The following is a 13,336-nucleotide window of genomic DNA, read 5'->3' as shown; positions in this document are numbered from 1 at the left end:
GATAAAAAAAAGCCCATCGTGGGAGATGGGCAAAGACTACACACAGCAATTCGTTGTTTCACTCAGGGGATTTCCATGCTTATAAATCAAGGTGTTGATTTATAACCGTGTCCTAATAGTAGGCATGCTAACTTTTTGCGTCGATCAGATTCGTCTCAATAGTTTAAGAGGCGTTACGATTCTGAGAGGTTTAAAGAGGGAGCAGGGACAATACAGGGGGTCTGACCAGTGTGCAGAGAATAAATTGATTAGTCAGGCTTAAGTATTCGCGGCCGGGCACTACAATCTTGCCCGGCCGCGCAGCGTTTACGGTTTGTTAATCTCTTCCAGCGTTTCCAGTTCGCTGATGATGACATCCGGGTCGGTTGCTGGCGGTGGGATTTCGTGTACCCAGGCAGAGAAGAGACGCCAGGTGACGGCCAACAGCACCGGGCCAATAAACAGTCCGATCATGCCAAAGGCGATCAATCCGCCAATCACGCCGGAAAGAATAAGAATTAACGGCAGATCGGCGCCCATGCGAATCAACACAGGGCGAATCACGTTATCCATGGTGCCCACCACGCAGCTCCATACCAGCAGCACGGTTCCCCAGGTGGTATCGCCGCTCCAGTATAGCCAGATAATACTCGGCACCAGGACCAGCAAAGGGCCAAGCTGTGCCAGGCAGGTCAGGATCATAATCACGGTTAAGATCGTGGCATAGGGCACGCCAGAGATAGCCAGCCCAATGCCGCCCATTACCGCCTGGACCAGCGCCGTCACCACCACGCCCAGCGCGACCGCACGGACTGCCTGCGCGGCCAGCAGAACCGCTGCGTCCCCGCGCGTGCCCGCAAGACGGGTAGCAAAATGCCGTACGCCCAGCGCCACCTGCTCACCGCGCCAGTAAAGCAGGGCGCTAAAGAGCAGCATCAGCACGCAGTGCATCATAAAGCGGCCAATGTGCGCCGCCTGGCCGACAAACCAGGTGGTGGTGGTGCCGATGTAGGGACGTACCTTTGCCATGATGGCGCTGCCGCCCATTTCCAGCAGGCTGTGCCAGCCGCTGTAAAGCTTAGCGCCAACAACCGGAATGCTGTTCAGCCACGCCAGATCCGGCACGGTCATTTCTCCGCTGGTGATAGAGCGAATTACCGGGCCGCTGTTGTCGACAAGGCTGTTGACCAGCAGGGCAATAGGAATGATAAAGACCAGGAAGAGCAAGAGCGTCATCACCAGCACCGCCAGCCCGCGGCGGCCAAAAAGCACCCGCTGTAAACGCAACAGCAACGGCCAGGTGGCGACGACGACCGTACCGGCCCACGCGAACCCCAGGACAAAGGGGCGAACAATCCATAGACACGCAATGATCATGATGGCTAAAAACAGCACCGACAGCAAAATTTGCGCAACATCCCTGGGCTGACGAAGATTGACCATAAATGAAATTTACCTTGAATGAATACCAGCCGCGCTGGCAGAAACAAAAAACCGCGTCCCTCTTATCATTAGTGATTTCGGCGATTTTTGACAGACGAATTCTGCCCGTAATTCAGCAGAGCGCGTAAGAAAAAAATGTGATACAACTTTTCAGACACAACGCAAACGATTATCTACAACTACTATTAGGGTCGACAGTAATGATCCCACAGATTTCTCAGGCACCGGGCGTAGTACAGCTGGTGCTCAATTTTTTGCAGGCACTGGAGCAGCAGGGTTTTACGGGTGATACCGCCACAAGTTATGCCGACAGGCTCACCATGGCGACCGACAACAGTATCTATCAGTTACTCCCCGATGCCGTCGTTTTTCCTCGTTCGACTGCGGATGTCGCGCTCATCGCCCAACTGGCCGCGCAGGAGCGCTTCGCTTCGCTGATATTTACCCCTCGCGGCGGGGGCACCGGCACCAACGGTCAGGCGCTGAATCAGGGCATTATCATCGATATGTCCCGTTATATGAATGCGATCATCGAAATCAACCCGGAAGAGGGCTGGGTACGCGTCGAAGCGGGGGTCATCAAAGATCAGCTGAATCAGTTCCTCAAGCCTTACGGCTACTTCTTCGCGCCGGAGCTCTCAACCAGTAACCGTGCGACGCTTGGCGGGATGATAAACACCGATGCCTCGGGCCAGGGTTCGCTGGTTTACGGTAAAACCTCCGATCATGTGATGGGCGTGCGGGCGGTTCTGCTGGGGGGCGATATTCTCGATACGCGACCGATGCCCGTGGCGCTGGCCGAAACGCTGGCCAGCGAAAGCACCACGTCCGGGCGCATCTATCGGACTGTCCTTGAAAGCTGCCGCGATAACCGCCAGCTTATTCTCGATCATTTCCCTAAGCTTAACCGTTTCCTGACCGGGTACGATTTGCGTCATGTTTATAATGACGACCTCAGCGAATTCGACCTGACGCGTATTCTCACCGGCTCTGAAGGGACGCTGGCCTTTATCACCGAAGCGCGTCTGGATATCACCCGCCTGCCCAAGGTCCGTCGTCTGGTTAATGTGAAGTACAACTCTTTCGACTCGGCATTGCGTAACGCGCCGTTTATGGTGGAGGCGCGGGCCCTGTCGGTGGAGACGGTGGATTCCAAAGTGCTAAATCTGGCCCGGGAAGACATCGTCTGGCATTCGGTCAGCGAACTGATTACCGACGTGCCCGATAAAGAGATGCTGGGCTTAAACATCGTCGAGTTTGCTGGCGACGATGAGGAACTGATTGAACGCCAGGTGTCCATGCTCTGTCAGCGGCTGGATGAGCTGATTGCCCTGGGGGAAGGCGGTGTGATCGGCTGGCAGCTGTGCAGCGATCTGTCCGGCATCGAGCGTATCTATGCCATGCGTAAAAAAGCGGTCGGCCTGTTGGGCAATGCGAAAGGTGCGGCAAAGCCGATCCCGTTTGCGGAAGATACCTGCGTGCCGCCGGAGCATCTGGCCGATTATATCGTTGAGTTTCGTGCGCTGCTCGACGGTCATGGCCTGAGCTATGGCATGTTTGGTCATGTCGATGCCGGCGTGCTCCACGTGCGTCCGGCGCTGGATATGTGCGATCCGCAGCAGGAGATCCTGATGAAGCAGATCTCCGACGATGTGGTGGCATTAACGGCTAAATACGGCGGCCTGCTCTGGGGAGAACACGGCAAAGGCTTCCGGGCACAATACAGCCCGGCCTTTTTCGGCGAGCAACTTTTTGGCGAGCTGCGTAAAATTAAAGCCGCCTTTGACCCAAATAACCGTCTGAATCCGGGCAAGATTTGTCCACCAGCGGGCCTCGACGCACCGATGATGCAGGTCGATGCCGTGAAGCGGGGCACCTTTGACCGACAAATTCCGATTGCGGTACGTTCGTCCTGGCGTGGCGCCATGGAGTGTAACGGCAATGGCCTGTGCTTTAATTTCGACGTGAAAAGCCCGATGTGCCCGTCGATGAAAATCACCAGCAACCGTATTCACTCGCCCAAAGGGCGCGCGACGCTGGTGCGTGAATGGCTGCGTTTGCTGGCCGATCGCGGTGTCGATCCGCTGAAGCTTGAACATGACCTGCCCGAAAAACGCGCCAGCCTGCGCACGCTGATCGAGCGCTCGCGTAACAGCTGGCACGCCAGCAAAGGCGAGTATGATTTTTCGCACGAAGTGAAAGAGGCGATGTCAGGGTGTCTGGCCTGTAAGGCCTGCTCCACGCAGTGCCCGATTAAAATCGATGTGCCGGATTTCCGCTCACGCTTCTTACAGCTCTACCATTCGCGTTATCTGCGCCCCGTGCGCGATCACCTGGTGGCGACCGTCGAGAGCTACGCCCCGCTGATGGCGCGAGCGCCGAAGACCTTCAACTTCTTTATAAACCAGCCGCTGGTGCGCAGACTCTCTGAAAAGCATATCGGGATGGTGGATCTGCCGTTGCTGTCCACGCCGTCGCTCCAGCGGGAACTGGTGGGTCACCGTTCGGCGAATATGACCCTCGAAAAGCTTGAAACCCTGAGCGACGAGCAAAAAGCGAAAACGGTTCTGGTGGTTCAGGATCCGTTTACCAGCTATTACGATGCGCAGGTCGTCGCAGATTTTGTCCGTCTGGTTGAGCGCGTGGGATATCATCCTGTGGTGCTGCCATTCTCGCCAAACGGCAAAGCGCAGCATATTAAGGGCTTCCTGAGCCGCTTCGCGAAAACCGCGCAAAAAACGGCTGATTTCCTCAATCGCGTGGCGAAACTGGGTATGCCAATGGTAGGGGTCGATCCCGCGCTGGTGCTGTGCTATCGCGACGAATATAAGCAGACGCTGGGTGAAAAACGCGGCGATTTTCACGTCATGCTAGTGCATGAATGGCTGCCAGCCGCCCTGCAACACGCCGAAGAGAAAGAGCTGAGCGGAGAGTCCTGGTACCTGTTTGGCCACTGTACGGAAGTCACCGCGCTGCCGGGCGCGGCTTCGCAGTGGGCCGCTATCTTTGCACGCTTTGGCGCCAGGCTGGAAAGCGTCAGCGTGGGCTGCTGTGGCATGGCGGGGACCTACGGTCACGAGGTAAAAAACCATGCCAATTCGCTGGGTATTTACGCGCTGTCCTGGCAACAGGCGATGCAACGTCTGCCGCGAAATCGCTGTCTGGCGACGGGGTACTCCTGTCGTAGCCAGGTGAAGCGGGTCGAAGGCAGCGGGGTGCGCCATCCATTACAGGCATTACTGGAGATGATGGGATGATCTGGAAACGTGCAGTAACGCTTGAGGCACTTAACGTGATGGGCGAAGGCAATATGGTGGGTCTGCTGGATATTCAGTTTAGCCGTATTGGTGAAGACAGTCTTGAAGCGACGATGCCCGTTGACAGCCGGACGCATCAGCCGTTTGGTCTGCTGCACGGAGGAGCGTCCGTGGTACTGGCTGAAACGCTGGGCTCGGTGGCGGGTTATCTCTGCACACAGGGGGAGCAGAAAGTGGTTGGGCTTGAGGTTAACGCCAACCATATTCGCTCCGTCCGCAGCGGACGGGTGCGCGGCGTTTGCCGGGCGCTGCACGCGGGCGGGCGTCATCAGGTGTGGCAGATTGACATCTTTGACGAGCAGGATCGCCTGTGCTGTTCGTCCCGTTTGACGACCGCCGTGGTGTAAAAGACAAATATCATCGTTCTGAGTTGCTTTTGGTCAAAAATTAGCCAGCGAAAGGTGTTATACTGGTTGGGTTTTGTACAAAAGAGAGGACAACATGGATACCGATTTAAACCCAACCACACTTGCCATTGAATTTTTACGTCGCGATAAGAGCAATTTGTCACCGGCGCAGTACCTGAAAAAGCTTAAACAGCTTGAACTGGAATTTGCCGATCTGCTTACGCTCTCTTCAAATGAACTGAAAGAAGAGATCTACTTCGCCTGGCGGTTGGGTGTTCATGTCCATTGATAACAGAGCAATCTGTCATCCCGGAAAAGGCCGCCTGTGCGGTCTTTTTTATGCTCAGTATTTCTCCGGAAGCTTATGAATTTTCATCAGCACGCCATCTTCCATCTCGACATAGCCCCCCGCTTTAAGATCCGCCAGAATGCGCATCACCCCGCTGCGTGAAAGATGTGTTTTATCCCTGATATAGCGTTCGGCGGTGATGTCGTGGCGAAAACTCTCTTCTTCGTTCATTAACTCAAAGAGCTGCTGTCGCACCATATCGTAGGCGGTTGCCGCCCCGCGGGGCATAATATGGTGATAGAGACGGTCATAGATGACCATTAAATGATCCGAGACCAGCTTCCACAGTCCCTTCTCTTTAATGACCGTATTGGCCGTTTGCGTATCGATAAAGCCTATGGTGCAGGGTTTAAGGGTTTTGAGATAATCGTCAAAATAGACGTCGGTAAGATTTGCCAGCCCAAACACGCCGGGGCTGGTGGAGGTCGATAACAACATATTGTCCGAGCTGCGGTATATGGCGACGCTGCCTTCAATAATTAAATAGCACATTCCCTGTCCGTTCACCTCCAGGTTTAACCGTTCCCCGCGCTCAACGCGGCGAATGGAAGCGTAGGGCGCGAGATGCGTAATAAGTTCCTGAGACCAGGGCGAGCCGCGATGCGTCGCGCCGGGAGGCGTTCCTGACGTAGACATATTCACCTCAAAATAATAAAAACCTTCCTTTCGCCCTAATTATAGTGCCAGTTGGAAAAGACCAGAAAATCCTGAGCGTCATTTCCCCGCAACGTCAGTAGCGCAAGGGTAGTCGGTTGATCTCAATCAATATACCGCGATGCATGGTAATGTATCCCCCGGTGCGCAGCTCGGCAAGGATGCGCATAATGCCGCTGCGCGAAAGGTAGGTTCTGCTCTTGATATAAGCCGCTGCAGTAATGTTGTTGCGAATAGCGTCATGCTCCTGCATCAGTTCAACCAGCTGGAAACGAATAATATCGTACGCGGACATTTGTGATATGAGCGCGCAGTGCTCATATACCCGCGATGCGGTATACACCAGAAGCCGGGCGAAATTTTCCCACAGGTTATCTTCCGCCACAATCCGGTTAAAACAGTCGAGCGGCAAACGGGCAATTTCACTGGTTTCCAGCGCTCTTACATACAGATGTTCCGTCGCCAGCTGGCTGCTCACGCCCAGTAAAAAAGGCGAGGATTCTGAATTCAGCACAATGCCATCACCGCGTCGGTGCAGGGCCACGCTGCCATTCAGGAGGAGGAGGCACTGCTGCGTCTCATCGCTATAATAATTGACGATATCGCCCCGTGAGATAACCATTCTCTCGGCAAAGGGCAGTATGTGTGTCAGTAATGTCTCAATATCGCTAAAGGGTTTTAACGCCAGCACGGGCGTTTTTTTCTCTGCTAACCCGGCAGACAGGCGAGTATTCATAGGCACCTCATCGATCACAGTTACTTTTCTCGTGATAAATAAATAAGTATCTTAGAAATTACCGCTGGCTGGAATATTACTCATCGGTCCAAAAATAGACTGATGCCCACCAGGCGGGATTAACTGTTTGAATTACATCTGTTCGGTATCAGAGTCCAAAGCTGGACTCAGGAGGACGGTCAATAAAATAAAATCGGCACGCAATCACCAAAGTAATACTCAACAATTAACGCAGGAAGGATGTTTATATTTTGTTAACTGAAGATCCACAGCTAGACCGGGAAAGTGTTTGAGTTTCGAGCGGTGACTCTATAGATTTTACTTAGTCGGTAAGCGAATGTGTAAAACAAATCTTACTCTAAATAAGCGTGAGAAATAACGCACGGTCTATGAACGCACCACGTCGTATTACCCGCGATAAAAATAAAGCCGGACTCTGCTGAGCCGGTAGCGGTAATAAATAAAGTTATAGAGGAATAGCGTAATGAAGAAGAATATGCTCACAACCATTGTGGCGGCAACGGTCGTCGTCTCAATGTCACAGGCCTTTGCCGCCGCCGGCACGGTTAATTTTAATGGCAATATCCTGGACAGCGCCTGTGATGTCGACGTGGGTTCGCAGAATCAGGTGGTCACGCTGGGCGATATCTATAAAACAGAATTCCCCGCGGCGGGCGCACGTGCCGCAGCGAAGCCTTTCCAGATTGTCCTGAAGAACTGTCCGCCGGGCGTGAATGCGGCACAGGTGCGTTTTGACGGGACGCCGGACCCGTCTAACCCGAACCTGCTTGCCATCGATAACGCTTCGCTGAATGCGGCAACCGGCGTGGCGATTAACCTGATGTCTGCAGATAAAGCGGATCTCCCGCTGCACGGAAGCAATGGTTACCGTTATTTACTGAGCAGCACGCAGGACAATGCCCTGAATTTCTACGCGCAGTATCAATCCACGGCTGCGGCAGTTACCGCCGGTACGGCAAACTCCGTGGCCAATTTCTCTGTCGTTTACAATTAATCACGTCATCCGTCAGACGGCGCAGGTAATGGCTCCGTCTGACCTCCGGGGTCTGTTATGCGATTTATTCATTATGTGCTGTGTATAACGGCCATTTTTGCGACGCTGTTCGGCAGCGCTCGCGCAGGTGTCATTATCGGCGGGACGCGCGTGATATTTGACGGCCATAAAAAAGAGGCCTCCCTGAATATTAATAATCCGGACAATGCTGCTTATTTAATTCAGTCGTGGATGGAAAGCGCAAACGGTGGGTCGGAAAACGTGCCGTTTATTATCACGCCACCGCTTTATCGTCTGGATAAAGGTCAGCAGAACGTTGAACGCATTGTGATGACGGATTCGCTACCGCAACAAAAAGAGAGTTTATTCTGGCTGAATATAAAAGCGATACCCTCAGCGAGCCAAAAACAAAACACGCTGCAAATAGCCGTGAAAACGCGGATTAAATTAATTTATCGCCCGGCGGGTTTAGCGGGATCACTCCCTGAAGAGGAGGCGGACAAATTAACCTGGAAGGTGAGCGGGGATCGCCTGCTGGTCTCCAATCCAGGGCGGTTTGTGATGAATTTTAACGAGGTGCGCATCGGTAATAACAAGGTTGAGGATGCAACCTATGTCTTACCCGGCGCAACGGCATCCTTCAGCCTGCCAAAGGGACATCCCCGCGGTTCGCTCAGTTTTAAATTGATCAACGATTTCGGCAGCACGGGGGCCGAACATCGCGCCAGTCTGTAGGCCAAAGGTCTCCCCCGTTGAAGAAAATAATGAGATGGGAAAGCGAAAAATACTCTCTGGATGGCTGGCTGTTGTCATGACTCCGGCGTTAACCACGCCCTTTGAGTGTGCCTCAGAAACGTTTAATGCCGAGCTGATAGAGCTGGATAATCCTCGTGGCGGGCAGGTTGATTTGTCCGCTTTCGAAAGGGGAACCCAGCCGCCCGGCACTTACCGTGTTGACATTGTGCTGAACAACCAGCTCCAGGAAACCACCGACGTCACTTTTGACGCCGGTAACAATACCGACGGCACACCGACGCTAACGCCCTGTCTGAGCACGGAACAACTGGCGCAGTGGGGCGTGAAAACCGCGCTGTTTACGGGTCTCGTCGTGCCGGGGCATGCCTGTGCCCGGCTCGACGCTATACCGCAGGCGCTGAGTGAGTTTGATTTTGCAGCGCAGAGGCTGACCCTCAGCATTCCCCAGGCCGCCATGCAGTCACAGGCGAGGGATGCCGTGCCACCCGCGATGTGGGATGAAGGTATTGCTGCGGCATTGCTTAACTACAGCCTGAGCGGCGCCACCACGTTGCCGCGAAACGGTGCGGCGACGGTCCAGAGCCAGTATGCGAATCTGCGGCCCGGCATCAACCTCGGGCCCTGGCGGTTGCGCAATTACAGTACCTGGAGCCGGGACGAGAGCGGCCAGGACCAGTGGGATACCGTCTACACCTATCTTCAGCGTACGGTCATCCCGCTGAAGGGACTGCTTACGCTGGGCGACAGCAGCGCCCCGTCTGACGTCTTCGACAGTATGCCGTTTCGCGGCATTCAGCTGGCGTCTGACGACGACATGCTGCCGGAGTCGATGAAAGGCTATGCGCCGGTAGTGCGCGGAATAGCCCGCTCTCAGGCGCAGGTGGTGATTCGCCAGAACGGTTATCAGATTTACCAGAGCTATGTGGCGCCCGGTGCGTTTGAAATCCGCGATATGTATCCAACCGGCGGCGCGGGCGATCTGGAGGTGACCGTGAAAGAGGCCGACGGCAGCGAACAGCATTTCACCGTGCCATTCGCCTCGCTGCCGGTGCTGCAGCGTGAAGGTCGGCTCAGATACGCGCTGACGGCGGGGCAATACCGTTCGTATAACCGTGACGCAGAGAAAACGCCGTTCGCACAGCTAACCGGCATCTATGGCTTGCCGCATGGCTTTACCGTTTATACCGGCGGCCAGGGGGCGGACACGTACCGTTCCATGGCGGCTGGGATCGGCAAAAACATGGGCGATGCGGGGGCCGTATCCGTTGATGTGATTCAGGCATGGTCCACACCGCAGGCGCAACCTGCCTCGTCGGGGCAATCCTGGCGGGCTCGTTACAGTAAGAATTTCACCCATACCGGTACGAACATTTCTGTCGCCGGTTATCGCTATTCCACGCGAGGTTACTACGGAATGCAGGAGGTTCTGGATACTGTCGGGAGCAAGAACCCTGACATCGAACGCCGACGCAATCGCGCAGAGCTGACCTTGAGCCAGTCGTTAGGGCGTGGGGCCGGATCGCTTTCGTTCAGTGTCGTGAAAGAGGACTACTGGAATTCGGCAAAGCCGATGCAGTCATTAAGCCTGGGATATAACAACGACTGGCGCAGCATCAGTTATGGGGTGACCTATACCGACAGTCAAAACGGCAGTCCCGGAGGCACAGGATCGTCGTCGCGAAACGATCACGATCGTCTGTTGGCTATCAACGTTAGCGTACCGCTGGATAAATTCCTGCCACAAACGTGGGTCAGCTACAGCATGAATACCAGCAAAAGCAACGGGACGACACACACGCTGGGTCTGAATGGAACCGCGCTTGAGACTAACGCGCTCAACTGGAACCTCCAGCAAGGATACAGTACGCAGGGCACGGGTTACGTTGGCATGCTTAATGCCGACTATAAGGGAACCTACGCCGGGGTGAACGCCGGTTACAGCTATGACCCGTACAGCGAGCGGTTCAATTACGGCGTGCAGGGTGGGGTGGTGGCCCATGCGGACGGCGTCACGCTTTCACAGGCGCTGGGAGAGACCAACGTTCTGGTGAAAGCGCCGGGCGCGAAAGGGGTCAGTATTCAAAACCAGAACGGGATGCGGACCGACTGGCGCGGCTATACCGTAGCCAGCAACCTTACCCCCTACCGGAAAAATGATGTGGCGTTGTTAACCGAGACCCTGCCAGAAAATGTCGAACTGACATTGACCCGCCAGACGGTTATTCCCACACGCGGGGCGATGGTCGTCGCCCGCTACGACACCAGTATTGGAATGCGTGTTCTGTTGACGCTTAAACGTAAAGATGGAACGCCGCTTCCCTTTGGGACGCTGGTCACCCTGTCGGGGCAGTCTGCCGATCAGACTTTCATCGCAGGAGATAACGGGCAGGTGTTTCTGACAGGGATGCCGGAGCGAAGTCAGCTCCATGCTCAATGGGGCCAACAACCGGAAGCCCAGTGCGATGCGAACGTCTCTCTTTCTCAGGCGTTGGCCTCAAATGGCCTGTATCGCCTGAGCGCCTCCTGTCAGTAATTCAGAGCGTAAGATGATGAAAATAGTTTTATTCACGATGTTATTGATTACCGCCTGGGTCGGGTCGACCCGCGTAAACGCGGCCTGTGGGTATACCTGGAATAACAGCTATACGACCGCTGCTGTCACCATAGGCACCGTCTACGTTCAACGAGATACGCCAGTGGGGAGCGTTATTGCGACGACGCCAGCGAACGTGTCCAATGCGACGAATCAGTTGTATCAGTGTGACGTGGTGTGGTCATGGAGCACGGCACCTGCGCTGTTCACGCTGTCGTCGGCACTCAATCAAAGCATCTATGAAACCAACGTGCCTGGAATAGGTATTCGTATACGCGATACCTTAAGAAACATGGTTGTACCCTATGTGAAAACCAACCCTATGACATCCGGGGCAGCGAACACACCGTTCACGATTGAATTGATAAAAACCTCCAGCGCGCCGGTTAAAGGCGGCATTCTCACTTCCGGCACGCTGGTTTATTTTAAAAGTCTGGAAGATGGTGTGACCTTCGCGCAACTAGATTTAACCGGCAATAACGCTATCGTCCCCGTTGCCTGTTCGATTATGACGCCTTCTCTGACCTTTCCCATTGGCGATGTGCTGGTCGACACGTTTAGCGATGTTATCGGTACTGTCCCCCGGCAGGGGGGGAACACCCAGAATCTGGGACTGGATTGCGATGCAGGGGCAAATATCAATATTAGCCTGTCAGGTATTCAGAACCCCGATGTTGAAACCTCCAGCGTGCTGGCGTTGACCGGACAGGGAAATGAAGGGGTGGCGAAAGGCGTGGGCGTGCAGCTTCTGTATAACGATGTTCCTCTTGAGCTGAACAATCGAATCGTCCTGAAACTCTCAACGGGTGGGCAGGAGTCATTGCCCCTCACCGCCCGATACTACCAAACGCAAACGGAAGTCACGCCGGGTACTGCCAATGCATCAGCCACGCTAAATCTTACGTATCAATAGGGACGAAGAATATGACGCTCTGGAAATACAGCTGGCTTTTTACCCCTGTACTGATTGCTTCTCTTCAGGCGGCTGAGCGCGTCAACCTTAACGTGACGGGAAATATCGTCGCCTCGCCTTGCCAGTTTAACGGCGGTATTAACCAGCTGGATGTTGATCTTGGCGATATTCAGGCAAGCAACATGGTGCAGGCGGGTTCCGTTTCGCAGCCGGTGAATTTTACGCTGTTGTTTAGCGCCTGCCCGGCAGGGACCTCGCAGGTTACGGTGACGTTTACCGGTAATCAGGATCCCATCGCGGGCGTCGATTACTATCAAAATAACGGAACGGCGACGAATGTCGCTGTCGGAATTCGCGATTCCGGCACAGGTGCAATGAAAGGCAGTGGTTCAAGCATGACTCAACAGGTTCTGCCTGACAGAACCGCTGCGATGCCGGTGCAGGCATTTGTCTATTCAGCGGCTGGACACCCCATGCCCGGCAGCCTGCGCAGCGTAGTGCTGCTGACGATGCAGTACAACTAAGTCTGATTGTGCGTCGGGAGTTATCCGGGACGCGATGACCTTTATGACATGGGTACAATAATGATCACTATTTTGTTTCGTGAGCCGGACGTCTATTTTCGTCATGGTGTCGCGTATTTACTTTCCGATCTCTTTCAGAACGCGTTTAACGAAACGATTCAAATTCATTCTGATATGACCCTGGCGCAGTGTGAGCGTGCCGATGTCATTATTCTCTCGTTATGTCATGGGGAGCATCTGGTGTGCAGACCCGAACTCCGTGCGCAAAAGAGGCGTCTGGTGATTGGCTTTGTGGATCGCAAAGAGACTACGCCTTCCGCTTTGCCGATTTGTCATCGCGATATGCTTTTACTGCCCCGACGGATTTCGCCCGCCGACACCGGCGACGCGCTGCGTGCCGCCTGGCTTGCCGTGCAGCAGCGGGCAAGCCCGCCACAAATACCGTCGTGCGCAGAATGTCCGCATAAAACCCTCTCCGCGCAGCAGGCGCGGGTAATGGCCCGTCTGTTAAAAGGCCATGCCATAGAGCAGATTGCCGAAGCGATGACGATCGATGCCAAAACGGTTTTTAATCATAAGTACAAGGTCATGCAGAAGTTTGACTTGCAGAGTGATTACGAATTACATCAGTTCATGCATCGGCAGAGGGAGAAAAACACCGGGTGCCAGTTCTTTCACCATTATCTTTAGGTCTGTAAAAAAGGCTCGCC

At 54.4% G+C, this 13,336-nt stretch carries 12 protein-coding genes and 1 other RNA gene; 9 read left to right on the top strand and 4 right to left on the bottom strand.

The window, feature by feature from the left end:
* Position 1 precedes the first annotated feature (1 nt).
* Positions 2-109, bottom strand: an RNA gene (gene rprA / locus LZP96_RS00815) — antisense sRNA RprA.
* Positions 110-306: 197 nt separating this feature from the next.
* Complete coding sequence (gene ydiK / locus LZP96_RS00810; protein WP_064325839.1) at positions 307-1,422, bottom strand: AI-2E family transporter YdiK; 1,116 nt, start codon at positions 1,420-1,422, stop codon at positions 307-309.
* A gap of 200 nt (positions 1,423-1,622) precedes the next feature.
* Between ydiK and ydiJ the strand changes: the two genes are divergently transcribed.
* The 3 genes from ydiJ to LZP96_RS00795 all read left to right on the top strand — a co-directional run bounded on the left by ydiJ (position 1,623) and on the right by LZP96_RS00795 (position 5,375).
* A complete protein-coding gene (ydiJ, locus tag LZP96_RS00805; RefSeq protein ID WP_258925636.1) occupies positions 1,623-4,679 on the top strand; it encodes a D-2-hydroxyglutarate dehydrogenase YdiJ in 3,057 nt (1,018 codons plus the stop codon).
* Positions 4,676-5,086, top strand: coding sequence for a 1,4-dihydroxy-2-naphthoyl-CoA hydrolase (menI, locus tag LZP96_RS00800; protein WP_258925635.1), 411 nt, complete (start codon positions 4,676-4,678; stop codon positions 5,084-5,086). Before ydiJ ends, menI begins: the two co-directional genes overlap by 4 nt.
* Before the next feature lie 94 nt (positions 5,087-5,180).
* Positions 5,181-5,375, top strand: coding sequence for a YdiH family protein (locus tag LZP96_RS00795; protein WP_064325842.1), 195 nt, complete (start codon positions 5,181-5,183; stop codon positions 5,373-5,375).
* 54 nt (positions 5,376-5,429) lie between these two features.
* Here the strand turns inward: LZP96_RS00795 and LZP96_RS00790 are convergent, their stop codons facing one another.
* Together LZP96_RS00790 and LZP96_RS00785 are read right to left on the bottom strand one after the other, a co-directional pair.
* Positions 5,430-6,071 (bottom strand): winged helix-turn-helix transcriptional regulator, encoded by a 642-nt coding sequence (locus LZP96_RS00790; RefSeq protein WP_064325843.1) that lies wholly within the window; start codon positions 6,069-6,071, stop codon positions 5,430-5,432.
* 94 nt (positions 6,072-6,165) lie between these two features.
* The gene (locus LZP96_RS00785; protein WP_064325844.1) at positions 6,166-6,825 is read right to left on the bottom strand and encodes a winged helix-turn-helix transcriptional regulator; all 660 of its coding nucleotides are present in this window, start codon (positions 6,823-6,825) and stop codon (positions 6,166-6,168) included.
* Positions 6,826-7,309: 484 nt separating this feature from the next.
* Between LZP96_RS00785 and LZP96_RS00780 the strand changes: the two genes are divergently transcribed.
* From LZP96_RS00780 to LZP96_RS00755, 6 genes are read left to right on the top strand one after another with little or no spacing between them, the layout of a single operon-like run.
* Entirely contained in the window at positions 7,310-7,840 is a 531-nt protein-coding gene (locus LZP96_RS00780) for a fimbrial protein (protein WP_064325845.1), read from the top strand.
* Between the two features lie 57 nt (positions 7,841-7,897).
* Positions 7,898-8,575 (top strand): fimbrial biogenesis chaperone, encoded by a 678-nt coding sequence (locus LZP96_RS00775; protein WP_064325846.1) that lies wholly within the window; start codon positions 7,898-7,900, stop codon positions 8,573-8,575.
* A gap of 34 nt (positions 8,576-8,609) precedes the next feature.
* Positions 8,610-11,129: a fimbria/pilus outer membrane usher protein gene (locus LZP96_RS00770; protein ID WP_064325847.1), complete on the top strand. Its 2,520-nt coding sequence runs from the start codon at positions 8,610-8,612 to the stop codon at positions 11,127-11,129.
* Positions 11,130-11,142: 13 nt separating this feature from the next.
* A complete protein-coding gene (locus tag LZP96_RS00765) occupies positions 11,143-12,102 on the top strand; it encodes a fimbrial protein (protein WP_232462965.1) in 960 nt (319 codons plus the stop codon).
* Between the two features lie 11 nt (positions 12,103-12,113).
* Entirely contained in the window at positions 12,114-12,626 is a 513-nt protein-coding gene (locus LZP96_RS00760; RefSeq protein WP_064325848.1) for a fimbrial protein, read from the top strand.
* A 60-nt stretch (positions 12,627-12,686) separates the two neighbouring features.
* Positions 12,687-13,316: a helix-turn-helix transcriptional regulator gene (locus LZP96_RS00755; protein WP_064325849.1), complete on the top strand. Its 630-nt coding sequence runs from the start codon at positions 12,687-12,689 to the stop codon at positions 13,314-13,316.
* Positions 13,317-13,336 lie beyond the last annotated feature (20 nt).

Source organism: Huaxiibacter chinensis (assembly GCF_022171985.1).
GTDB classification, from domain to species: domain Bacteria; phylum Pseudomonadota; class Gammaproteobacteria; order Enterobacterales; family Enterobacteriaceae; genus Enterobacter; species Enterobacter chinensis_A.
Note: the sequence above shows the minus strand (reverse complement) of the source record. Positions and strands in the feature narration are given on the sequence as shown.